This window comes from Humitalea rosea, assembly GCF_003253705.1.
Lineage (GTDB): Bacteria > Pseudomonadota > Alphaproteobacteria > Acetobacterales > Acetobacteraceae > Humitalea > Humitalea rosea.
This window is the reverse complement of record NZ_QKYU01000012.1, coordinates 79123-100740: the sequence shown is the minus strand read 5'-3', so window position 1 is coordinate 100740 and position 21618 is coordinate 79123. Positions and strand designations below refer to the sequence as shown.

The 21618-nt window shown below is 70.0% G+C and carries 21 protein-coding genes and 1 riboswitch; of the genes, 12 read left to right on the top strand and 9 right to left on the bottom strand.

Going from position 1 to position 21618, the window contains the following annotated elements; translation table 11 throughout:
• Window positions 1–52: 52 nt before the first annotated feature.
• Window positions 53–1618, bottom strand: a complete 1566-nt coding sequence (locus tag C8P66_RS11975) for an ABC transporter substrate-binding protein (protein WP_111398494.1) — start codon at window positions 1616–1618, stop codon at window positions 53–55.
• Window positions 1619–1732: 114 nt separating this feature from the next.
• Window positions 1733–1836: riboswitch (TPP riboswitch) on the bottom strand.
• A gap of 597 nt (window positions 1837–2433) precedes the next feature.
• Between C8P66_RS11975 and C8P66_RS11965 the strand changes: the two genes are divergently transcribed.
• The 5 genes from C8P66_RS11965 to C8P66_RS11945 all read left to right on the top strand — a co-directional run bounded on the left by C8P66_RS11965 (window position 2434) and on the right by C8P66_RS11945 (window position 6977).
• Complete coding sequence (locus tag C8P66_RS11965; protein WP_111398493.1) at window positions 2434–3051, top strand: Tat pathway signal protein; 618 nt, start codon at window positions 2434–2436, stop codon at window positions 3049–3051.
• A 98-nt stretch (window positions 3052–3149) separates the two neighbouring features.
• On the top strand, window positions 3150–4154 hold the full coding sequence (locus tag C8P66_RS11960) for a CobW family GTP-binding protein (RefSeq protein WP_111398492.1): 1005 nt from the start codon (window positions 3150–3152) through the stop codon (window positions 4152–4154).
• Window positions 4154–5194, top strand: a complete 1041-nt coding sequence (locus tag C8P66_RS11955; protein WP_111398491.1) for a WD40 repeat domain-containing protein — start codon at window positions 4154–4156, stop codon at window positions 5192–5194. Before C8P66_RS11960 ends, C8P66_RS11955 begins: the two co-directional genes overlap by 1 nt.
• A gap of 11 nt (window positions 5195–5205) precedes the next feature.
• On the top strand, window positions 5206–6033 hold the full coding sequence (locus tag C8P66_RS11950) for an aldo/keto reductase (RefSeq protein ID WP_111398490.1): 828 nt from the start codon (window positions 5206–5208) through the stop codon (window positions 6031–6033).
• Between the two features lie 128 nt (window positions 6034–6161).
• Window positions 6162–6977 (top strand): chromate resistance protein ChrB domain-containing protein, encoded by an 816-nt coding sequence (locus tag C8P66_RS11945; RefSeq protein ID WP_111398489.1) that lies wholly within the window; start codon window positions 6162–6164, stop codon window positions 6975–6977.
• 84 nt (window positions 6978–7061) lie between these two features.
• On the opposite strand, the gene C8P66_RS11940 is transcribed toward C8P66_RS11945, so the two are convergent.
• The 3 genes from C8P66_RS11940 to C8P66_RS11930 are packed head-to-tail and all read right to left on the bottom strand — an operon-like array spanning window position 7062 to window position 9177.
• Window positions 7062–7532, bottom strand: a complete 471-nt coding sequence (locus tag C8P66_RS11940) for a P-loop NTPase family protein (protein ID WP_111398488.1) — start codon at window positions 7530–7532, stop codon at window positions 7062–7064.
• 9 nt (window positions 7533–7541) lie between these two features.
• The gene (locus C8P66_RS11935) at window positions 7542–8180 is read right to left on the bottom strand and encodes a histidine phosphatase family protein (RefSeq protein WP_111398487.1); all 639 of its coding nucleotides are present in this window, start codon (window positions 8178–8180) and stop codon (window positions 7542–7544) included.
• 52 nt (window positions 8181–8232) lie between these two features.
• Window positions 8233–9177: a cation diffusion facilitator family transporter gene (locus C8P66_RS11930; protein ID WP_158537223.1), complete on the bottom strand. Its 945-nt coding sequence runs from the start codon at window positions 9175–9177 to the stop codon at window positions 8233–8235.
• 180 nt (window positions 9178–9357) lie between these two features.
• On the opposite strand from C8P66_RS11930, the gene xylF reads away from it, so the two are divergent.
• The 7 genes from xylF to C8P66_RS24365 all read left to right on the top strand — a co-directional run bounded on the left by xylF (window position 9358) and on the right by C8P66_RS24365 (window position 17099).
• A complete protein-coding gene (gene xylF / locus C8P66_RS11925) occupies window positions 9358–10410 on the top strand; it encodes a D-xylose ABC transporter substrate-binding protein (RefSeq protein WP_245903453.1) in 1053 nt (350 codons plus the stop codon).
• A gap of 8 nt (window positions 10411–10418) precedes the next feature.
• On the top strand, window positions 10419–11618 hold the full coding sequence (locus C8P66_RS11920) for a sugar ABC transporter permease (protein ID WP_245903451.1): 1200 nt from the start codon (window positions 10419–10421) through the stop codon (window positions 11616–11618).
• Window positions 11615–12373: an ATP-binding cassette domain-containing protein gene (locus C8P66_RS11915; RefSeq protein WP_111398559.1), complete on the top strand. Its 759-nt coding sequence runs from the start codon at window positions 11615–11617 to the stop codon at window positions 12371–12373. Before C8P66_RS11920 ends, C8P66_RS11915 begins: the two co-directional genes overlap by 4 nt.
• A complete protein-coding gene (locus tag C8P66_RS11910) occupies window positions 12370–13104 on the top strand; it encodes an SDR family NAD(P)-dependent oxidoreductase (RefSeq protein ID WP_111398485.1) in 735 nt (244 codons plus the stop codon). The genes C8P66_RS11915 and C8P66_RS11910 overlap by 4 nt, the downstream gene beginning before the upstream one ends.
• Before the next feature lie 43 nt (window positions 13105–13147).
• Entirely contained in the window at window positions 13148–13900 is a 753-nt protein-coding gene (locus C8P66_RS11905) for an ABC transporter ATP-binding protein (protein ID WP_245903450.1), read from the top strand.
• Window positions 13897–14712 carry an ABC transporter permease gene (locus C8P66_RS11900; protein ID WP_342768014.1) on the top strand — a complete coding sequence of 272 codons (816 nt, stop codon included), beginning with the start codon at window positions 13897–13899 and terminating at the stop codon, window positions 14710–14712. The genes C8P66_RS11905 and C8P66_RS11900 overlap by 4 nt, the downstream gene beginning before the upstream one ends.
• A gap of 65 nt (window positions 14713–14777) precedes the next feature.
• Entirely contained in the window at window positions 14778–17099 is a 2322-nt protein-coding gene (locus C8P66_RS24365; protein WP_111398483.1) for a methyl-accepting chemotaxis protein, read from the top strand.
• Between the two features lie 119 nt (window positions 17100–17218).
• Here the strand turns inward: C8P66_RS24365 and C8P66_RS11890 are convergent, their stop codons facing one another.
• The 5 genes from C8P66_RS11890 to C8P66_RS11870 all read right to left on the bottom strand — a co-directional run bounded on the left by C8P66_RS11890 (window position 17219) and on the right by C8P66_RS11870 (window position 21570).
• On the bottom strand, window positions 17219–17785 hold the full coding sequence (locus C8P66_RS11890) for a GNAT family N-acetyltransferase (RefSeq protein WP_111398482.1): 567 nt from the start codon (window positions 17783–17785) through the stop codon (window positions 17219–17221).
• Complete coding sequence (pgmG, locus tag C8P66_RS11885; RefSeq protein WP_111398481.1) at window positions 17786–19198, bottom strand: phosphoglucomutase/phosphomannomutase PgmG; 1413 nt, start codon at window positions 19196–19198, stop codon at window positions 17786–17788.
• A 54-nt stretch (window positions 19199–19252) separates the two neighbouring features.
• Window positions 19253–20128, bottom strand: a complete 876-nt coding sequence (gene galU, locus C8P66_RS11880; protein WP_111398480.1) for a UTP--glucose-1-phosphate uridylyltransferase GalU — start codon at window positions 20126–20128, stop codon at window positions 19253–19255.
• A 69-nt stretch (window positions 20129–20197) separates the two neighbouring features.
• On the bottom strand, window positions 20198–20872 hold the full coding sequence (locus C8P66_RS11875) for a J domain-containing protein (RefSeq protein ID WP_111398479.1): 675 nt from the start codon (window positions 20870–20872) through the stop codon (window positions 20198–20200).
• Window positions 20872–21570: a vWA domain-containing protein gene (locus tag C8P66_RS11870; RefSeq protein WP_111398557.1), complete on the bottom strand. Its 699-nt coding sequence runs from the start codon at window positions 21568–21570 to the stop codon at window positions 20872–20874. Before C8P66_RS11870 ends, C8P66_RS11875 begins: the two co-directional genes overlap by 1 nt.
• Between the last annotated feature and the right edge of the window lie 48 nt (window positions 21571–21618).

Below are 21618 nucleotides of genomic sequence, written 5' to 3'. Positions count from 1 at the left end.
GCTCTCGAGGGTTAACCCTTGAGCGCGCAGACGAGAGCAAACGGCCTCAAACCTACCCCCGCCGCAGATTCCACAGCATCGGGTTCGGCCCTTGCAGCACGCCCGTAAGGTCGCTGCGAAAGGCCGTCCGCAGCACGAATTGCCCGGTCGGCGCGAAGGGCACCGCATCCCAGCCGATCCGCTGCACCTTGGCGAAGGCCGCCGCCTGCGCCGCCGCATCCGGCGCGGACAGCCATTCCGCCACCCCCGCCTCGGTCGCCGCATCGCTCGGCCAGCCGAACCAGGCGGCCTCCCCATTGGCGCGGATGATCGGGTTGACCGCCGGGTTGGCGGTGCCGGCGGCGGGCAGATTGGTGTGGAAGATGTTCCAGCCGCCCTGGGCCGGGGCGGCCTTGTTGGCGCGGCGGGCGACGATGGTGGGCCAGTCGGCCTCGATGAGGTCGATGTCCATGCCGGCCCGGCGCAGGGCTTCCGCCGTGATCCGGCCCTGCGGCACGATCGCGGCGAAATCGGTCGGGTTGATGATGGTGACCTTCTCGCCCTTGTAGCCGGCGGCGCGCAACGCGGCGGCGGGGTCCTGGATCGGCGGCGGCATTGGCGCCTCGACCACGCCCGGCAGGCCACAGGCGTAGAGCGCATGGCATTCCTTGCCATCGCCCGGCAGGGCCACGGCGGCCATGTAGTCCATCTGCGACTGGCCGATCAGGTCGCGCACCACGCGCCGCACCGCCACCTGGTCGAAGGGCGGATGCAGATGGTTGAAGCGCAGGAAGCCCAGGAAGCCGTTGGGGTCATAGACCTGGGTGGTGATCCCGCGGTCGCGCGCCAGCACCGGCAGCAGATCGGGCAGCGGATATTCCACCCAATCGACCTCATGCTGGCGCAGGGCCGCGACGGCGGTGCCGGGATCGGGGATCCAGACGAATTCCAGCCGGTCGAAATGCACCCGCTTGCCGCCCGAGGCGCTTTCCGCCGGCTCGTCGCGGGGAATGTAATGCTCGTTCTTCGCGTAGCCCGCATGGGAGGCCGGCACGAATTCATCCGGCAGCCAGCGCCAGGGGCCAGAGCCGACCAACTCGGTGATCGCGCGCTCGGGTGGGGTCGCGGCCAGCCGCTCGGGCATGATGAAGGCCGGCGTCGCCACCGGCTTGGCCAGCGCATCCAGCAGCGCCGGGAAGGGGCGGTGCAGCCGGATCGCCAGGGTCCGGTCATCCGCAGCACCCCATTCGGCCACGGCCTCGGCCAGGATGCGACCAAAAGCGTCGCGCGCGGCCCAGCGGCGCAGGCTGGCGGCGCAATCCCGGGCGCGGACCGGCTCGCCATCATGGAAGCGCAAGCCGTCGCGCAGGCGGATGGTCCAGAGCAGCCCATCGGCCGAAAGCTGATGCCCTTCGGCCATCTGGGGCCGCGGCCGCAGCGCCGCATCGACACCGTAGAGCGTGTCGAACACGCAATAGCCATGCGTCGTGCTGATCGTGGTGGGCTGGGTGATCGGGTCCAGCCCGACCAGCCCCGCCTGCGGCATGAAGCGCAGCACGCGGGACGCGGCGGGTTGCGCCAGGGCCGGGGCGGCGAGCGGCGCCGCGAGGGCGGCGGCGAACAGGCTACGACGATGCATGGGCCTAAAATCTCCTCCCACGCCGGGTCTGGTGGCAGGCGGGGGGAGGGGGCGACCGTGCAGCCGTGCGCCGCCGGCCCCGTCACGCGGACGGGGGGGCGGACGTACGGTTGGCCGGGTAAGGCGCACCGATCCCTTCGCCGGTCCGAACCGGAGCAGGTTCCAGGGGTCGCGGTTGCCCGCCTCTCAGCCCGGTATGGGCTCCCCCCGATGTCCGCGAGGTTTGTGCGTCCGCCGGGGCGGGCGCGCAAGCCTCGTTGCCGCGCCGTCAGGCGGTGATCGCCTGGAGGCGGTCGTTGCTCCCGGTTCCAGCCCGCGCCGGCCGAGGCGTCATGGTGCAGCGGCCCCGCGGCGGTGCGGAAGGCGGCGCGGTCCGGGGTCTGCACGGTCTTGCCCTGGGCGGTGAACCAGGGTGGCAGCGCCTCCTCGGAGGTGCGGATCGCGGCGGTGACGCGGTTGGAGGCTTGCCTCACCGCCGCCGCAGGAACAGGCCCCCCAGGGAGTATCGTTGCGCTCAGGGGCCGCACCGCCTGGGTCCGCAGGTTCCCGCTTCGGCCCCCGGAACGTTCCGTGATTCGTTCCGGCCCGATTCGCAAGGAACGCCGTTATATAAATCAATGCCATGCGCCGAGTCGCGAGAACGAATCGCGTCAGGGAACGACTCCAGCCCTGGTGGGTCGGAAGGCTCGCCACCACTACAGGGCCGAATCGTTCCGAATCGGGCGGGGCGGGTGCTCTCCCTCCCGTCACTTGCCGTCCATTCCAGCTTTGCTAGCGTGGCGGCGATGGTCCGACATCCAGAAGGAATACGCCCCATGCGCGTCTGGCTCGCCGTCCTCGCGGTCCTGCTCGGCTTCTGCGCTCCGGCAGAGGCACAGCAGCGGAACAGGTTTTGGCTACAGAACAATACCGGCCAGGTCATCATGTCGGCCTTCGTCTCGCCCAGCGTGATCAGCGACTGGGGCGGCGATATTCTCGGCGCCGGGGTGCTGAACCCGGGCCAGCGGGTTTGGGTCACACCCAATACCTACGACTGCCGGATCGATGTGCGGGTCACCTACCAGGGCGGTGGGGAGGATCGGCGCATGGGCGTCGATGCCTGCCAGATCACCACCATCACCTTCGGCGGCGGGGCGGGGGCGGCGATCGCGCCGGGCGGCAAGCAGGTCGCGGTCGATCGCAACCCGTCCTTCACCTTCGTGAACCGGACCGGGACGACGATCCGCGAGCTCTACGTCTCGTCCTCCTCGCAAAGCGTCTGGGGGCAGGACCGGCTGGGTGCCAATCTGCTGAACCCCGGGGGGACTATATGGATTGCGCTGCCGCCCAACGGCAGTTGCACCGCGGATATGCGGGTCGTGTTCATGAACGGCGCCGCCCAGGAGCGCCGCGGCATCGACACCTGCAGCGTGACGCAATACGGCTTCCGCTAGCCGCCCTTCCCGCCACCGGTGCAGCCCTGCCCCCCCGAGGGGGCGTGGCCAGCCGGGGGCGGACGGCCCATATAGCGCGGAATGCCCGGAGGCCCGCGATGTCACAACCCGTCCCCCCCGTTTCCCCTGCCGCGTCGCATGATCGCCCCCCCGTCCCGGTCACCGTGCTGACGGGCTACCTCGGCGCCGGCAAGACCACGCTGCTGAACCGCATCCTGACCGAGAACCACGGCAAGAAATTCGCGGTGGTGATCAACGAGTTCGGGGAGCTTGGGGTGGACAACGACCTCGTCGTGGATGCCGACGAGGAAGTGTTCGAGATGAACAACGGCTGCATCTGCTGCACCGTGCGCGGGGACCTCATCCGCATCCTCTCCGGCCTCGTGCAGCGGCGCGGTCAGTTGGACGGCATCATCGTCGAGACCACTGGCCTCGCCGATCCGGCGCCCGTCGCGCAGACCTTTTTCGTCGATGAGGATGTGAAGCGGGCGACCCGGCTCGATGCCATCGTCACCGTGGCCGATGCCAAGAACCTGCTGGCCCGCCTCGCCGACAGCAAGGAGGCCGCCGAGCAGCTCGCCTTCGCCGACCTCATCGTGCTGAACAAGATGGATCTGGTGACGCCCGCCGAGGCCGATGCCGTCGAGGCCCGTATCCGCACCATCAACCCCTGGGCGCAGCTCATCCGGTCCGAAAAATCCCAGGTGCCGCTGGACCAGGTGATCGGGCGCGACGCCTTCAACCTCGCCCGCATCCTGGAGCATGAGCCGGAGTTCCTCTCGGGCGAGGACAACCACAGCCATGACGAGGAGATCCAGAGCCTCTCCTTCGAGACCGACAAGCCGATCGACCCGGAAAAATTCAACGCCTGGATCAGCGACCTGCTGGCGACCAAGGGCCAGGACCTGCTGCGGACCAAGGGCATCCTGGCCTATGCGGGCGAGGACCGGCGCTTCGCCTTCCAGGCCGTGCACATGATCGCGGACGGCGATTTCATCACCCCCTGGAAGCCGGGCGAGGCGCGCAAGAGCAAGATCGTCTTCATCGGCCGCGACCTGAACCGCCCGCGCCTGCGTCGCGGCTTCGAGGCCTGCGCCGCCTGATGAGCACGAGCCTGAACGAGGCCGATGCGCTGCTGCAAACGCGCGGCGTGTCGCGGAACCTGGAAGCCTGGGTCATGGGGGCTGCCTTCTGCCGTACCGGGGGCACCGCCGCCTTCGCATTGGGCGACGGCAGCCTGCACATCGCCGAGGTGGCGGCCCCGGAGGCCGAATGGCAGGGCATCGCCGCGCATGAGGGCTCGACCCGCGCGCTCGTCGCCGATTGCGCCGATGGCTATCTGACCGGGGGCGATGACGGGCGGCTGCTGCGCACCGCCCCGGATGGCACCGGCACCGAGCTTGGCAGCTATGGCGCGATGAAATGGGTGGAGAACCTGGCCGCGCATCCCGCCGGCGTGCGGCTGGCCGCCATCGGCCGCGCCGTGCATGTGCTGGATGGCAAGGGCAGGCTGCTCAAGAGCCTGGCCCACCCCTCCACCGTCACCGGCGTGGCGCTGGACGGCAAGGGCAAGCGCATCGTCGCCTCGCACTACAATGGGGCAAGCCTCTGGTACGTCGCGGCCAAGGAGGACAAGCCCCGGCTGCTGGAATGGAAGGGCAGCCACATCGGCGTCGCCATCCACCCCGATGGCACGCATGTGGTGACGGCGATGCAGGAAGCCTCGCTGCACGGCTGGCGGCTGGAGGATGGGCAGCACATGCGCATGTCCGGCTACCCGGGCAAGACGCGCAGCATGGGCTTCACCCAGAGCGGCCGGTTCCTGGCCACGGCGGGGTCCGAGGCGGTGGTGCTCTGGCCCTTCTTCGGCGGCGGGCCGATGGGCAAGGCGCCGACGGAACTCGCCGGGGGGGATGAGGCGCTGGTTTCCCGCGTCGCCTGCCACCCGAAGCATGAGGTGGTGGCCGCCGGCTTCAACGACGGTCTGGTGCTGATGGTCGAGGTCACCTCGGGCAAGGTGGTGCCGGTCGCGGCCCCCGGGCGCGGGCCGATTTCGGCCTTGGCCTGGAATCCCAGCGGCACCCATCTCGCCTTCGGCACCGAATGGGGCTTCTGTGGCGTGGTGAACCTGTCCCGGCAGTAACGGAGTTCCGCATGATCCCGAAGTACACGACGGACCGCATTTCCATCCCGCGTCTCGGCCTCGGGACCTGGCGTCTGGCGGGCGCTTCGGGTCAGGCCGCGGTGGAATCGGCGATCGGGCTGGGCTACCGCCACCTCGACACCGCCGAGATGTATGGCAATGAGGAAATGGTCGGCATGGCGCTGGCCGCCTCCGGCCTGCCGCGGGCCGAGGCCTTCGTCACCTCCAAGGTGTGGTGGACCAACCTCGCCCCCGATGCGATCCGCACCTGCTGCGGGATGTCGCTGCGCCGGCTGGGGCTCGATTACCTGGACCTGTACCTGATCCATTGGCCGGCCAAGGGCATGGACCTCGGCGCCGCGCTCGACACGCTGGTGGCGCTGAAGGAGGAGGGGCTGGTCCGCGCCATCGGCGTCGCCAACTTCCCCGCCGGGCTGCTGCGGAAGGCGCTGGCGCATGGCGCGCCGCTCGCCTGCCTGCAGGTCGAGTACCATGCGATGCTGGACCAGTCGCGGCTGCTGGAGATCACCCGCCCCGCCGGCATGGCGCTGACCGCCTATTCGCCGCTGGCCCAGGGGCGGATGGCGCAGGACCCGGTGATGATGGCGATCGGTGAGCGGCTTGGCGTCACCGCCGGGCAGGTCGCCCTGGCCTGGCTGCTGCGGCAGGAGGGGGTGGTGCCGATCCCCAAGGCCGGACGCCGCGAGAGCCAGGCCGCCAACCTTGCCGCGATCGACGTGGCGCCTTTGCTGACCGAGGATGATCTGGCCGCCATCGCCGCCCTGCCGAAGGACCGGCGGGTGGTGAACCCGGCCTTCCACCCGGATTGGGCGGCCTGAGGACCGCAGTCTGTCCTTGACCGTGTGGGTGCGGTTCGCCAGCCTCATGGAAATGGGGGGCGGAGCGATCTTCCCTTCATCCGGCGGCCCAGGCATCGCGTGCGGACTTCCAATATTGAGGGGATGCCGTGCCCGCGCTTACCACCACCGTTCCGCACCTGCTGCGCCTGATCGGCACGCCCGAGGCGCCGGTCCTCCTCGATGTCCGCGCCGAGGATGACCGGGCCATCGACCCGCGCCTGCTACCCGCCAGCCGCTGCCGCGACCATGCCACCGTCGCCGAATGGGCCCCGAATTACGCCGGCCGGGCCGTGGTGGTCGCCTGCCAGCATGGGATGAGGATCAGCGAGGGTGTCGCCGCGGCCCTCTGCCAGGCCGGCGCGAGCGCCACGGTGCTGGAGGGTGGCTTCCAGGCCTGGGACGATGCCGGCGGGCCGCTGGTCCGGCCCGACCATATGCCGCCCCGCGACACCTGGGGCCGGACCCTTTGGGTCACGCAAGCCGAACCGAAGATCGACCGGGTCGCCTGCCCCTGGCTGATCCGCCGCTTCGTGGACCCCGAGGCGGTGTTCCTCTTCCTCGCCCCCGCCGAGGTCGAGCAGGTCGCCCGCCGCTTCGGTGCCACGCCCTTCGACATCGAAGGCGTGTTCTGGGGTCATCGCGGCCGGGACTGCACCTTCGACACCATGCTGGATGAGTTCGGCCTGGAGTCGGAGACGCTGGAGCGGATGGCGGACATCGTGCGCCGTGCCGGGTCCGGCAGCTTCGACGAGGTGCCTGAGGCGGCGGGGCTGCTGGCCGCCTCGCTGGGATTTTCGCGGATGTACCGCGATGACCTGTCGCAGCTCGATGCGGCGATCAGCCTCTATGACGCCTTCTACCGCTGGTCGCGCGATGTGGTGCGGGCTGTCCCTGCCTGGCCGGCGTTGCAGCCGCCCGCTTAGCAGGGCGCTGAAAACCAGAAGGGCTTGCCTTCCCACGAAGCCTCTCGGTCTTTTCCCAGACAGCAGCCCTTTTTCAGCGCCGCTCTACCCCAAGGTCGGGCTGAGGAAGGCATCGACCTCCGCCCGCGACCTCAGCACGCAGGTCTCGGCCCTGCATTCGGCAAGGAGCCGCGCATGGCCGCCGCGGGCGCTGGAGCCCTCGCGCCACGGGTAATCCGCCGCCCAGGCCAGCAGCGCCTCGAAGCTTTCCGGCGCCCCACGCGCGCCGCGCCGGTGGAGATTGGCGAGGCAGTCCGCGACCGACAGGTCCAGCCAGACCAACCGCGTCGCGCGTGGCATCGCCTCGCGCGCCAGCCAGCCGAAGACGCCCTCGATCACCCAGCTCTCGGCGGCCGCGGCGGCGCGGACCATCGCGATCGCCGTGTCCTTGTCGCGGGCGCGGTCATACCCGCCCGGCTCCCAATGGATATCGTCCAGCCCGGTCACCGGCCCGCCCAGCCGCGCCGCCAGCCAGCTTTTCCCCGCACCGCTGTTGCCGATGATCAGGCAGCGCATGCCCGGCGCTCAGCTGACCGAGGCGAGCCCGCTTTCCTCGTTCACCGCCCAGACCCGCCAATCCGGGCCGCGCTTTTCCAGCCGGGTCAGCGAGAGGTTGCGGATCGAGAATTGCAGCACCTGATGCGGGGTGATGCCGGTCGCATGCGCGACGGCGCCGCGGATGCTGCCGCCATGGGCGACGATCACCACATCCTTCCCGGCATGGGTTTCGGCCAGGCGCTCCATCACCGCGCCGACGCGCAGCACCACATCGGCGAGGCTCTCACCCCCCGGCGGCCGCTCATCCGCGCCATGCGGCCAGAAGGGATGCGCGGGGCGCAGCATGCGCCGCGCCGCCTCGTCATGCGGCAGCCCCTGCCATTCGCCCAAGGTCTGCTCGCGCAGATGCTCCTCGACCGCCAGGGGCTGGGGCGCAAGCCCGGCGTCGGAGGCGAAGATCGCCGCCGCCGTCGCATGGGTGCGCGAGAGGGGGGTGACCACCCAATTGGCCTCGGCCGGCAGCCGCCCCGCCAGCCAGCGATAGGCGGCGGCATCGGCCAGCAGCGACAGGCCGCAGAGCGGCACGTCCATGTCGCCATAGAGGACGGCACGGGCCGAGGGTTCCACCAGCGCGTGGCGGATGAGGAAGAAGCGTGTGCCGGACATGCGGGGGACTTAGGCGGGAACCAGGGCCGAGGCCAGATGCGACGGCGGCACCTCAGGCCCGGCAGCGCGGAATGACGACGACCTCGGCACCGGGCATCTCGGCCTCGATCGCCGCCGCGATCGACCGGCTCAGCGCATCGGCCCGGACCAGGGGCAGGTCGGGGTCCAGGCCCAGCTCGATATGCACATGGATCGCCTTGCCCGATTGCCGCGACCGCACCGCGAGCAGCGCGTCATAGGCCTCGAAATGCGCCACCAGCACGCGGTTGATGGCGGCCTGGCGTTCCTCGCCCAGGCTGCGGTCGAGCAGGTCGGGCAGCGAGGCGCGCCACAGCGACACCGCCACCGCCAGCATCACCAGCACCACGAAGGCGGTGCCGCCGAGGTCGGCATAGACGCTGGCCACCTGCCCCTCGTCGATCGCGGCGACGACGATGGCCAGCAGCACCACCACCGAGGCGAAGACCTTGGCGAAGCGGCTCTTGATCTGCCCGATCATGATCATCGAGGTGCCGTCCCGCCCGGCGCGCCAGAGCGAGACGGCGGCGAGCGCATTGACCACGACATTGACCGCCGCCAGCGCCGCGCTGACCGCCATGCCCATGGCCGGATGCGCCGCGACCTCCGCCGCCGGGGCCAGCAGCCGCCCGAGCGCCTTGCTCGCCAGCCAGACCGCGCCCAGCGCCATGGCGGCGCCGACCAGCAGATTGGCGAATTGCTCGACCTTGCCGGAGCCGAATTCGTACTCGCTCATCTGCCCGCGTTGGATCCGGCGCAGCAGGATGAAGACCACGACCTCCAGCGCCAGCAGCAGCCCGCCGCGCACCGTCTCGGCCAGCATGGTCAGCGACCCGCCCCAGACCGAGACGATGATGTAGGGAAAGAAGATGCAGAGGTCGAAGCCGATGCCGAGCAGCATCGAGGATTCGCGTGCTCGCGCCTCGGGCGGCAGGTGGCCGGTTTGCAGGTGGCCGGTTTGCAGGGGACCGGTGGGCACGCTCGTGGGGGCTACGGTCTGGTCGGGCATGCGCAACGATAGAAACGCGTCACGCGATTGTCTCGGGGTTTCTCGCAATGGTTGTGGCCGCCACACGACGCGAAGATGCTTGCTGCGGCGAGGGGGCGAGGCATAGCCTTCTCCGCAAGCCGGAAAACGGGCGATCCATGGGAGCGGACGATGATGTTCGGCAGGCGGGTTCTCGGCCAGGCGGCGCTCGGCGTCGGGCTGGTGGCGGGCGGGGCGCGGGCGCAGCGCCGTCCCCTCACGGTCGGTGTCTCCTGGTCCAATTTCCAGGAGGAACGCTGGCGCACGGATGAGGCGGCGATCCGCGCCGCCCTCACGCGCCTCGGCGCCGAATACATCTCCGCCGATGCCCAGGCCAACAATGGCAAGCAGATCGCCGATGTCGATGCGCTGCTGACGCGCGGCGTCGGCGCGCTGATCGTGCTGGCGCAGGATGCCCAGGCGATCCAGCCCGCCATCCGCCGCGCCCAGGCCGAGGGCATCCCCGTCGCCGCCTATGACCGGCTGATCGAGATGCCGGGGGTGTTCTACCTCACCTTCGACAATGTCGAGGTCGGGCGGATGCAGGCGCGCGAGGTGCTGAAGCTGAAGCCGCGCGGCAATTACGTGATGATCAAGGGCTCCTCCTCCGACCCCAACGCCGATTTCCTGGCCCAGGGGCAGCGCGAGGTTCTGAAGCCCGGCGTGGACTCCGGCGCCATCCGCATCGTCGCCGAGCAATACACCGACGGCTGGCGGCCCGAGGTCGCGCAGCGGAACATGGAGCAGATCCTGACCGCGCAGAACAATGCCGTGGACGCCGTGCTGGCCGCCAATGACGGCACCGCGGGGGGCGCCATCGCCGCGCTGACGGCGCAGGGCATGGCGGGCCGGGTGCCGGTCTCGGGGCAGGATGCGGACCATGCGGCGCTGAACCGCATCGCGCTCGGCACCCAGACCGTCTCGGTCTGGAAGGACAGCCGGGTGCTGGGCGCCCGCGCGGCGGAGATCGCCGTGGCCATGGCCGGCGGCACCGCCCCGGCGGGGGTGAACGGTGCCGCGAAATGGCGTTCGCCGGGCGGCATGTCGCTCGATTCCATCCTGCTGACCCCGGTGCCGATCACCGCCGCGACGCTCAACCTCGTCGTGGAGGCAAGCTGGATCACCAAGGAGCGGCTGTGCCGCGGGGTCTCGGGCACCGACGCCCCGGCTGCCTGCCGGGGATGAAACCCGGCTTGCTGGGCACGCTCGGCATCGATGCCCGGCTGGCGGCGCTGCTCGGCACGCTGGCGGCGATCTGGCTCGGGCTGCATGTGCTGACCGACGGCATCTTCCTGACGCCGCGCAATTTATGGAACCTCGCCTCGCAGACGGCCGTCGTCGGGATCATGGCCTGCGGCATGGTGCTGGTCATCGTGACGCGGCGGATCGACCTGTCGGTGGGCTCCATCGCCGGCTGCGCGGGCATGGTGATCGCGGTGTTGCAGGTGGAGGTGTTTGCCCCCGGCACCTGGTGGAATCCGTGGCTGACCCTGGCGATCGGGCTCGGGGTGGGGGCGGCGATCGGGGCGGCGCAGGGGGCGCTGAACGCCTGGCTCGCCATCCCCGCCTTCGTCGTGACCCTGGCGGGGCTGCTGATCTTCCGCGGGGTCGCCTGGCTGCTGACCTCCGGCCGCACGGTCGCGCCGATGGACCCGACCTTCCAACTGCTGGGCGGCGGGTTCCAGGGCTCGATCGGTGCTGCGGCCTCCTGGGTGCTGGGGGCCTTGGGGGTGGCGGCGCTGGCCTGGCTGCGGCTTTCGGCGCGGGCGCGGCGGCAGCGCTTCGGCTTCACCCCTCGGCCGCTCTGGGCGGAGGCGGTGACGATCCTGCTGATGTCGGGGCTGATCCTCGGCTTCGTCGCGGTGATGAACAGCTACAACCGCCCGCGCACCGATATTGCCCAGGGCATCTCCATCCCCGTGCTGGTGCTGATCGGGGTCGCCTGCGTGCTGGAGTGGCTGGCGCGCACGCGGCGCTTCGGGCGCTACGTCTATGCCATCGGCGGCAATCCGGAGGCGGCGCGGCTGGCCGGCGTGCCGAGTGCGCGCATCATCGTCGCCGTCTTCGCGCTGATGGGGTTTTTGGCGGCACTGGCAGGGGCCGTCGCGACCGCGCGGCTGAATGCCGGGGCCAATTCCACCGGCGAGCTGGCCGAGCTTTCGGTCATCGCGGCCGCGGTGATCGGCGGCACCTCGCTGGCCGGCGGCTCCGGCACCGTGGTCGGCGCGGTGCTGGGTGCTGTCATCATGCAGAGCTTGGACAATGGGATGGTGCTGCTCGGCCTGCCCTCGGCCTTGCGCAACGTCATCATCGGCGTGGTGCTGATCGTCGCGGTCTGGGCGGATGCGCTGTGGCGCCGGCGGGCGGGCGGCGCGCGGGGGGGCGAGGCATGACGACGCTGGTCGAGATGCACGACATCCACAAGCAATTCGGCGGCGTCGCCGCACTGGATGGGGCCGAGCTTTGGCTGGAAGCGGGCGAGGTGCTGGGCCTGCTCGGCCACAATGGCGCCGGCAAATCCACGCTGGTGAAGGTGCTCTGCGGCGCCTATCCGGCCGATCGCGGCGAGATCCTGCTGGACGGGCAGCGCGTCGAGATACGCAACCCGCGCGACGCCCGCAAACTCGGGATCGAGACCATCCACCAGACCCTGGCGCTGGCCGACAATCTCGATGCCGTCGCCAACATCTTCCTCGGCCGGGAGATCGTGAAATGGGGCGGCGCGCTGGACCAGGCCGCGATGGAACATGCCGGCCGAAACGTGCTGGCGCGGCTGAACCCGAATTTCACCAACCACCACGTCCCGGTCGGCAGCCTCTCGGGCGGGCAGCGCCAGGTGGTGGCCATCGCCCGCGCCATCCAGTTCCAGGCCCGGGTGCTGGTGATGGACGAGCCGACGGCCGCCCTCGGTCCCGCCGAGACCGCGATGGTCGGCGATCTGGTCCGCCGGCTGCAATCGGAAGGCATGGGCCTCATCATCGTCAGTCACGATTTGCATGACGTCTTTTCCCTGTGCGGGCGTTTGACGGTGATGAAGACCGGGCGGCCGGTCGGGCATGTGAGGACCGAGGACGTGACGCAGGACGATGTGTTGGGGATGATCATCGCTGGCCGGATGCCAGTTCAGACAAGAGCAGCGCGGGTATGAGCTGCGCGATGTATCCCAGCCTGCGCGGCCGCGCGGTGCTGGTCACCGGCGGGGCGACCGGCATCGGCGCCAGCGTGGTGGAGCATTTCTGCGGCCAGGGCGCCGATACCGCCTTCCTCGATTTCGACGTGACGGCCGGCAAGGATCTGGCGGCGCGGACCGGCGCGCGGTTCCTGGCCTGCGACCTGCGCGACATCGCGGCGCTGCGGGCGGCCGTCGCGGCGGTCGGCGATGTCGCCGTGCTGGTGAACAATGCGGCGCGGGACGATCGCCACGCGCTGGAGACCGTCGAGCCCGAGTTCTGGGACGAGCGCATGGCGACCAATCTGCGCCACCAGTTCTTCGCGGCACAGGCGGTGGCCCCGGCGATGAAGGCGGCCCGCGCCGGCTCCATCATCAACATGGGCTCGGTCTCCTGGCTGCTGAGCCAGGGCGGCATGCCGGCCTATACCGCCGCCAAATCCGCGGTGCGCGGGCTGACGCGCGGGCTTGCGCGCGACCTTGGCGGCTACGGCATCCGGGTGAACGAGATCATCCCCGGTTGGATTTTCACGGAGCGGCAGGAAGCGCTCTGGGCCACGCCGGAAAGCGTGGCGGAAACCATGAAGCGCCAATGCATCCCGGAAAAACTGCGCGCGCCGGATGTGGCGCGCATGGCGCTGTGGCTCGCCGCCGACGACAGCCGGATGGTGACCGCGCAGAGCTTCGTCGTGGATGGCGGCAGCATCTGAACCAAGCTGGCGGCCGTGCGTTGCCTCCCCTATGAGACCCCGCATGCCCCCTGCCATAGAGTGTGACGCGCTGACCAAGCGCTATGCCGATGACGCGCCCGCGGCGGTGGAGGACCTCTCCTTCACCATGCCGCGCGGCGCCACCTGGGGGCTGCTTGGCGGCAATGGCGCGGGCAAGACCACGACCATCGCCATGCTGCTCGGCCTGTTGATCCCAAGCGCGGGCCGCGTCACCGTGCTCGGGCATGACATGGCGACGGATCGCTTCGCGGCGCTGGCGCGGATGAATTTCTCCTCGCCCTATGTCTCGCTGCCACACCGGCTGAGCGTGCGCGAAAACCTCACCGTCTATGGCCACCTCTACAATGTGCCGCGCGCGGCACGACGCATCGAGGAACTGACCGAACGCTTCCAGATGGGCGAGTTCATCGACCGCCCCGCGGGCAGCCTCTCGGCCGGCCAGAAGACCCGCGTCGCCATCGCCAAGGCGCTGATCAACACCCCCGACCTGCTGCTGCTGGATGAGCCGACCGCGAGCCTCGACCCCGACACCGGCGACTGGGTGCGCGGGTTGCTCGAAACCTACAGCGCCGAGACCGGGGCCGCGATCCTGCTCGCCAGCCACAACATGGCCGAGGTGGAGCGCCTGTGCAGCCATGTGCTGATGCTGAAGCAGGGCCGCGTGGTGGACAGCGACAGCCCGGCCGGGCTCCTGCGCAAATACGGGCGCGACGACATGGAGCAGGTCTTCCTCGACATCGCCCGCGACCGCATGGCCCCGGGGCGCGCGGCGTGAAGGCCTCTGGAATACAGGCTTCCGGGCGCCGCATCTGGGGGCTGGTGTACCGGCATCTGTCGCTCTACCGCCGCTCCTGGCCGCGGGTGCTGGAGCTGGCCTATTGGCCGACCTTGCAGATGATCGTCTGGGGCTTCGTCACCGCCTATCTCGCCGGGGTGCAGGGCAATTTCGGCTCGGTCGCGGCGGGCGTGCTGCTCGGCGGCGTGCTGCTGTGGGAGGTCGCGCTGCGCTCCCAGATGGGCTTCGCGATCTCCTTCCTGGAGGAGATCTGGTCGCGCAACCTCGGCCATCTCTTCGTCAGCCCGCTGCGACCGGCCGAGCTTGTGGCGGCGCTGATGGCGATGAGCGTCGCGCGGATGCTGGTCGGCGTGCTGCCGGCGGTGGGGCTCGCCTGGGCGTTCTATGGCTTCGGCCTGTTCGCCATGGGGCCGGTGGTGGTGCTGTTCTTCGTCGCCCTCGTCGCCATGGGCTGGGCGGTGGCGCTGGGCGTGACGGCGATGATCCTGCGGCATGGCGCGGGGGCCGAGGCGCTGGCCTGGTCGGTGCTGTTCGGCCTCGCACCGCTTTCGGCGGTGTTCTACCCGGTCTCGATCCTGCCGCATGGCATGCGCGAGATCGCGCTGATGGTCCCCGCCACGCATGTGTTCGAGGGCATGCGCGCGGCCTTGCTGGAGGGGCGCATCGCCTGGGGCCATCTGGGTGCCGCCTTTGGGCTGGACCTTGTCTGGCTCGGCGCGGGGGCGGCGATCTTCATGGGCCAGCTACGTGCGGCGCGGCAACGCGGGGCGCTGCTGGGAATGGGCGAATAGCGTAACGACCGGTTAAGCCCCAGGGGCGCAGGGTGCGGCTTCCTGACGAGTGGAACCGAACCGACATGCGCTTCCTCGACAATCTGGCGGTTGGACGAAAACTGACTGCCTCGGCCCTGTTGACCCTGCTGCTCCTGGCCGGGCTGACCATCGTCACCGAACTTGGCCTCGAAGGGCTGGCCGCGGAACAGGATGCCCTGGGCCGCAGCATGATGGCCGATGACCACATGCAATCGGCCAATGCGAGCATGCGGACCATTCCCGGCATGCTCAGCGATATCGCGCTGGCACAGACGTCGGAGGGCATCTCCGCGCTGAGCGCCACCGCTGGTGAGGCCGTGAGGCAGGCCCGCGCCGATATCCAGGCCAGCGGCGCGCTGATGCGGCCCGGGCCCGCGCGCGACGGTGTGGCCGAGGCATTGATCGCGATCGATGCCTATGACGCCGGCATCACCGCGGTCGCGACGGCACGGCAAACGCTGCTGACCGCGCGGGACGAACGCTTCTTCCCGCGCTCCAATGACTACGACCAGGTGTTCGAGGCGGTGCAGAGCAGCATCGAATTCGACCTGCGCGGCTACGATGGGGCGGAGGAGGTGCGTCAGCGCATGCTGACCTTTCACAACGCGCTGAACGATGTCCGCCTCGGCGCGCAGCGCTTCCTGGTCACCGGCGATCCCGACCAGCTTCGCCGCGTGCGGCGCGGGGCGGCGCAGCAGCGGGTGCATCTGCGCGGCCTGCGCTCCCTGTTGGAACAGGCCCGCCTGCAAACCGACCTGACCCGCGTCACCGCCAATGCCGATGGCATCGTGACGGCGGCGGATGAGGTCATCGCGGCCAGCGCCGCGATGACCCAGACGCGGCAGGAGCTGCAGGTTGCGGCCGAACAGCGCTTCACCGCCATCATCACCCGGATGACGGCCGCCGTGGCCGATGGCGTCGCGCAGAGCCAGGCCAAGGTGGCGGACACCATCGCCTCGACGCGCTGGACGGTGCTCGGCTTCGGCGGCGCCATTGTCGTGATGTTGCTGGTCTCGGGCACGCTGATCGCGCGCTCCCTCGGCTCGCCGCTGCGGCGCCTCGCCGCCAGCATGCGCGGCATCGCGGAGGGCAATACCGCCCTCATCGTGCCCGACCGTGGCCGCAAGGATGAGATCGGGCGGATCGCCGAGGCGCTGGAAAGCCTGCGCCAGACCGCGGCCGAGGCCTTCAAGCGCGGCCAGATGCTGGAACAGCTTCCGGTCGGCGTGATGCTGGCCGATCCGAAGGACGCGTTCCGCATCGTCGCGATGAATGCCGAGAGTATCGCGATCATGAAGCGGGTCGAGGATGTGATGGGGTTCAAGGCGGACGGCCTGCTCGGCCAGAGCATCGACGTCTTCCACCGCGACCCCGCGCAGCAGCGCGCGATGCTGGCCGATATGGCGAACCTGCCGCATCGCGCCCGGATCCCGCTGGGCAAGGAAACGCTGGACCTGTCGGTCTCGGCGATCACTGATGCCGCCGGCGCCTATGTCGGGCCGATGCTGGCCTGGACGGTGGTGACGGAGCAGGTGCGCCTCGCCGATACCTTCGAGCTGGAGGTCGGCGGCGTGGTCGATGCGGTGGCAAGCCAAGCCTACCAGACCCAGACCGCGGCGCGTGCCTTGCGGGAGGCGGCAGCGACCTCGGGCATCGAGGCCGCGGCGGTCGCCGAGGCGTCCAGCCGCGCCCAGGCCGATGTGCAGGCCGTGGCGGCGGCGGCGGAGGAGATGGCAAGCTCCATCGCCGAGATCACCCGCCAGGTCAGCGACGCCGCCGCCGTCGCCAACCAGGCGGTGGCCGAGGCCCGCAGCACCGATGAGACGGTGCGGGGCCTGGCCGAGAGTGCCGGGCGGATCGGCGATGTGGTGCGGATGATCGCGGGCATCGCGGGCCAGACCAACCTGCTGGCGCTGAATGCGACGATCGAGGCGGCGCGGGCCGGCGAGGCCGGCAAGGGCTTCGCCGTCGTCGCCTCCGAGGTGAAGAACCTCGCCGCGCAGACCGCCAAGGCGACCGAGGAGATCGGTGCGCAAATCAGTGCCATGCAGCATGCGACGACCGAGGCGGTGACGGCGATCCGCGCGATCGGCGCCACGGTCGAGCGCACCAGCGGCATCGCGACGGCCATCGCCGCCGCGGTCGAGGAACAGGGCGCCGCGACGCATGAAATCGCCCGCAGCGCCGCCCAGGTCGCGGAAGGCACCGTCACGGTGACGAGCCGCATCCAGGCGGTGCGGGGGGCGGCGGAAGCGACCGGGGCCTCGGCGGACAGCCTGCTGACGGCGGCGGATATGCTGATCTCTTCCTCCGCCACCTTGAAGGCGCGGTCGGGCGATTTCCTCAAATCGGTGCGGGCGGCCTGATCAGAGCATTTTCAAGTCGGGTGGGTTCACCCGACGACTCGGAAAATGCGACGACTCCTATATCAGAGCATTTTCAAGTCGGGTGGGTTCACCCGACGACTCGGAAAATGCGACCCCCCCTATGCGAAGGCGCGCGCGACCCAGGCCGCGCGCGTCAGGCGATAGAGCAGATGCCGCCGCAGCGGGTGGCCTTCGGGCAGCCTCGGATGGTCGAAATCGCCATCCGGGGTCATGCCAAGCCGCTCCATCAGCCCCCAGGACCGGGCATTGGAGGGGGTGGTGAAGGCGATGATGTCCGGCAGCCGCAGGGCGCCAAACCCCGCCGCCAACGACAGCCGTGCGGCCTCCTCGGCAAGGCCCTGGCGCTGGAACGCGGGGGCCAAGCGCCAGCCGATTTCCACCGCCGGGGTGAAGCGCGCCTGCCAGGGGATGGTCATCAAGCCGCAGAGCCCGGCCAGCGCGCCGCTCGCGCGATCCTCGATGGCCCAGAAACCGTAGCCATGCTCGGCGAAATGCGCGGCGATGCGGTCCTGGAAGGCGTCGCTCTCCTCCCGCGTCATCGTGCTCGCGAAATGGCGCATCACCTCGGGGTCGCCATTGATCGCGGCGAAGGCGGCGCGGTCGGGCTCCGCGAGGGGCCGCAGCACCACCCGCGGCCCTTCCAGCACAGTTACGCGCGGCGCCATCTAGTGCCCGGCGTTCTCGCCCGAGAAATCGGGGGCAACCAGCCCGCTGGCGACGACCTGTTCGGCGATCTGCGCCTTCAGCCGATCCAGCCCAACCTCGGAGCCAGCCTCGGCGCGGGCCACCAGCACCGCCTGGGTGTTGGAGGCGCGCAGCAGCCACCAGCCATCCTCCGACAGCACCCGCACGCCATCGACGTCCTGCACCTTGGCGCCGGCGGTGGCCAGACGCGCCTTCACCTCGGCCACCACATCGAACTTGCGGTCGTCGGGGCAGTCGAAGCGCAGTTCCGGCGTGTTGATCAGCACCGGGAAGGCGTGGCGCACGTCCGAGAGCTTCCCCGTCATCCGCGCCACGATCCCGAGCAGGCGGATGGCCGAATAGGGCGCGTCGTCGAAGCCGTACCATTTGTCGGCGAAGAAGACGTGGCCCGACATCTCGCCGGCGAGCGGCGCGCCGGTCTCGGCCATCTTGGCCTTGATCAGCGAATGCCCGGTCTTCCACATCAAGGGCACGCCGCCGGCCTTGGCGACCTCGTCGAACAGCAATTGGCTCGCCTTCACATCGGCGATGATGGTCGCACCGGGGTGGCTCTTCAGCACGTCGCGGGCGAGGACGACCAGCAACTGGTCGCCGAAGAACATCACGCCCTCATTGTCCACGATGCCGATGCGGTCGGCGTCGCCGTCAAAGGCGATGCCGAGGTCGGCCCCGGTCTCCTTCACCTTGGCGATCATCTGCTCCAGGTTCTTGAGCACGGTCGGGTCGGGGTGGTGGTTGGGGAAGGTGCCGTCGATGTCGCCATTGATGATGATGTGCTCGCCGGGCAGGCGCCTGGTCATCATCTGGGTGATCTCGGCACCCGAGCCATTGCCGGGGTCCCAGACCACCTTCAGCGCGCGGGTGCCGCCGTCGTAGTCCTGGAGCATGCGGGTGATGTAGGCGTCGCGCAGATCGACCGTCTCGGACGAACCGGGTGCGGCCTCGACCACATCGCCCTCGGCGGCCATGCGGCCAAGGTCCTGGATCTGCGTGCCGAAGAAGGGCTTCTTGCCCAGCATCATCTTGCAGCCATTGTAGTCGGGCGGGTTGTGGCTGCCGGTGATCATCGCCGCGCCATCGGCCTTGAGCGCGTAGGAGGCGTAGTAGAGCAGCGGCGTCGGGCCGCATCCCACGCTGCTGACCTTCATGCCCGAGGCGATGAGCCCCGCGATCAGCGCATCCTCCAGCATCGGCGAGGACAGCCGCCCATCCCGCCCCGTCACCACATGCGAGCCGCCGTTGCGCGCGACGATGGTGCCGAACACGCGGCCGATCGCGAAGGTATCCGCGGCCGACAGGGTTTTGCCGACAATCCCGCGGATGTCGTATTCCCGCAGCGAGGTCGCGTGGAAGCTATGGCTGAAGCTCGGCATGGAAGTTCCTTCAAACGGCGGTCAGGTCGCGAACGGCGCAGGCCCTGCGGAGTTTTACGGGCAGTAGTTTTTCAGGAAGGCGCGCACGCCATCGGCGAGCTCCGGCCGGGCCAAAGCGAAGCCGATCTGCGCCTCCAGCCAGCCGAGCTTGTCGCCGCAATCGTAGCGCTTGCCCTCATACAGCACGCCGTGGAACGGCTGGTGGCCGATCAGCTTGGCCATGCTGTCGGTGAGCTGGATCTCGTTGCCGGCACCGCGCTCCATCTTCGACAGATGCGCGATCACCTCGGGCATCAGCACATAGCGGCCGATGACGGTGAGGTCGGAGGGCGCCTCGTCGATCGGCGGCTTCTCGACCAGGCCCTTGATCTCGACGAGGTTGCCATGGACCTCGCCCGGATCGATCACGCCGTAGCGATTGACGATCTCATGCGGCACCTTCTCGACGGCCACGACATTGCCGCCGGTCGCGTAATAGGCGTCCGCGAGCTGCTTGGTGCAGGACACCTCGCATTGCATCAGATCGTCGGGCAGCAGGATGGCGAAGGGCTCGTCGCCGATGAAATGCCGCGCGCACCAGATGGCATGGCCGAGGCCGAGTGCGGATTGCTGGCGGGTGGAGGTGATGGAGCCAGGGGGCAGCGCCTGGGCGTGGAGCATCGCCCGCTCCTTCTCCTTGCCGCGTTCCTGCAGGGTGCGTTCCAGCTCATAGGCGACGTCGAACTGCTCCACGAGCATGGTCTTGCCGCGGCCGGTGACGAAGCAGAACTGCTCGATCCCCGCCGCGCGGGCTTCCTCGACCGCGTATTGGATCAGTGGCTTATCCACCACCGGCAGCATTTCCTTGGGCATCTGCTTGGTGGCGGGGAGAAAGCGGGTGCCAAGCCCCGCGACGGGGAGGACGGCTTTCCTGAGCGGCTTGATCGACACGGCGTTTTTCCCCAGGCTACGTAACCGAAGGAGTGCCACGTAGCCCCCGGTAACGGCAAGGCGCGCCGCCTAATCCCGCAGAAGAAGATCACGCGCGCGGTTGATCCGCGCCGCCAGCCAGTCGCTGCCGCCGCGATCCGGATGCGCCGTGGCCATCAGCCGGCGGTGCGCCGCCTTGATCTCGGCGGGGCCCGCGCTCTCCTCCAGCCCCAGCACCGCCAGCGCGTCGGCGCGGTCCATCGCCTCCTCGCCCGGCGCGGTGTGTTCGCGCCAGCCGGGGAAGGCGCGGTCGGCCCAAGCCTCCAGCAGCGGCACGCTGTCGGGGTCGGCGGTGCGGCATTCGGTCAGCAGCGCCAGCAGTTCCTCCTGCCCCAGCTCGGCGAGGGAGCGCCCAGCCTGCGGGCCGCGCGTCACCTCCCCGGCCATGGTCCCGGTCGCGTGGTCGAGGCGCATGGCGAGGGTCGCGGTATCGACGCTGGTGGTATCCCCGCCGCCGGCGGCGAAGCGTCGCCGCGCCTGCCAGGAGTTCCAGGACCGCCAGAGCAGCGGCCCGAAGAAGATCAGCGCCCCGATCGCCTGCCCGCCGCGCCCCGTCACCAGCAGCAGCGCCACCAGCAGCACGCCAATGATGCCAAGGCTCCAGGCCGCCGCGCGCTTGATGGCGGCGATGGGGGCCGAGGCGAAGCCGCGCAGCAGCAGCGCCACGCCCAGCAAAGCCAGGGCCCCGAGCGCGAGCGCGCCCATCAGCGCTTCGGCGCCGGGAGCTGGCCCGCGATGCGCCGCGCCTGCGGCCCGGGCAGTGCCGCCAGCGCCGCACGCCCCCCGGCCGCGAAGACGGCGACGGCGCGCAGCAGCTCCTGCAACGCCGCCGCACTCCCGGCGTCGAAGGGGGCATAGGCGCCGCCCGAAAGCCGCGCGATCTGGCGCAACACCGCGGCCGGGGCGGGGGCGCCGCCCTCGTGGAAGATGAAGACCGGCGTGCCATGCATCCCGAGCCCGCCGGCGGTATGGCAGAGCAGGTCCGCCTCCTCCTCCACCGCATCGCCCACGAACACCAGGGCATGGATGCGGCTGCGCCTGGTTTCGGCCAAAGCGTGGTTCAGCACGCGCAGGATCTGGGTCCGCCCCGCGAGGCAGCGCACGCCGGTCATCCGCCGCGTCACCTCGGCCGCGTCGGTCAGGAAGGGGGTCGCGGCGAATTCGCCATAGCCGCGGTAATAGGCGAGCGAGACGGCGAGACTGCCCACCGTGGCCGCGGCCTGGAACATCCCGGCCTGGAGGTGGCAGGCCTGGTCCCAGCTCGGCTGGCGGCTGGCCGTCGCGTCCATCGCGAAGAGCAGGCGGCCGGGCACGCCCGCGGTGCGGACCGCCGGCATCGCGGCGACCTGGGCGAGGAAGGCCGCGACGTCCGCATTGCCGGTTTTTGCTGGTGGTTGGGCCATGGGGACGATGTGGGGGCGGGGCCGCGCGATGTCCACGCGGGCCCCGCC

Coding starts and splice junctions, on each gene's coding strand:
- C8P66_RS11955 (WP_111398491.1), top strand. CDS start 4,154: ATGAGCACGAGCCTGAACGAGGCCGATGCGCTGCTGCAAACGCGCGGC.
- C8P66_RS24365 (WP_111398483.1), top strand. CDS start 14,778: ATGCGCTTCCTCGACAATCTGGCGGTTGGACGAAAACTGACTGCCTCG.
- xylF (WP_245903453.1), top strand. CDS start 9,358: ATGATGTTCGGCAGGCGGGTTCTCGGCCAGGCGGCGCTCGGCGTCGGG.
- C8P66_RS11950 (WP_111398490.1), top strand. CDS start 5,206: ATGATCCCGAAGTACACGACGGACCGCATTTCCATCCCGCGTCTCGGC.
- C8P66_RS11910 (WP_111398485.1), top strand. CDS start 12,370: ATGAGCTGCGCGATGTATCCCAGCCTGCGCGGCCGCGCGGTGCTGGTC.
- C8P66_RS11940 (WP_111398488.1), bottom strand. CDS start 7,532: ATGCGCTGCCTGATCATCGGCAACAGCGGTGCGGGGAAAAGCTGGCTG.
- C8P66_RS11975 (WP_111398494.1), bottom strand. CDS start 1,618: ATGCATCGTCGTAGCCTGTTCGCCGCCGCCCTCGCGGCGCCGCTCGCC.
- C8P66_RS11965 (WP_111398493.1), top strand. CDS start 2,434: ATGCGCGTCTGGCTCGCCGTCCTCGCGGTCCTGCTCGGCTTCTGCGCT.
- C8P66_RS11870 (WP_111398557.1), bottom strand. CDS start 21,570: ATGGCCCAACCACCAGCAAAAACCGGCAATGCGGACGTCGCGGCCTTC.
- C8P66_RS11890 (WP_111398482.1), bottom strand. CDS start 17,785: ATGGCGCCGCGCGTAACTGTGCTGGAAGGGCCGCGGGTGGTGCTGCGG.
- C8P66_RS11960 (WP_111398492.1), top strand. CDS start 3,150: ATGTCACAACCCGTCCCCCCCGTTTCCCCTGCCGCGTCGCATGATCGC.
- C8P66_RS11915 (WP_111398559.1), top strand. CDS start 11,615: ATGACGACGCTGGTCGAGATGCACGACATCCACAAGCAATTCGGCGGC.
- C8P66_RS11905 (WP_245903450.1), top strand. CDS start 13,148: ATGCCCCCTGCCATAGAGTGTGACGCGCTGACCAAGCGCTATGCCGAT.
- C8P66_RS11935 (WP_111398487.1), bottom strand. CDS start 8,180: ATGTCCGGCACACGCTTCTTCCTCATCCGCCACGCGCTGGTGGAACCC.
- C8P66_RS11875 (WP_111398479.1), bottom strand. CDS start 20,872: ATGGGCGCGCTCGCGCTCGGGGCCCTGGCTTTGCTGGGCGTGGCGCTG.
- pgmG (WP_111398481.1), bottom strand. CDS start 19,198: ATGCCGAGCTTCAGCCATAGCTTCCACGCGACCTCGCTGCGGGAATAC.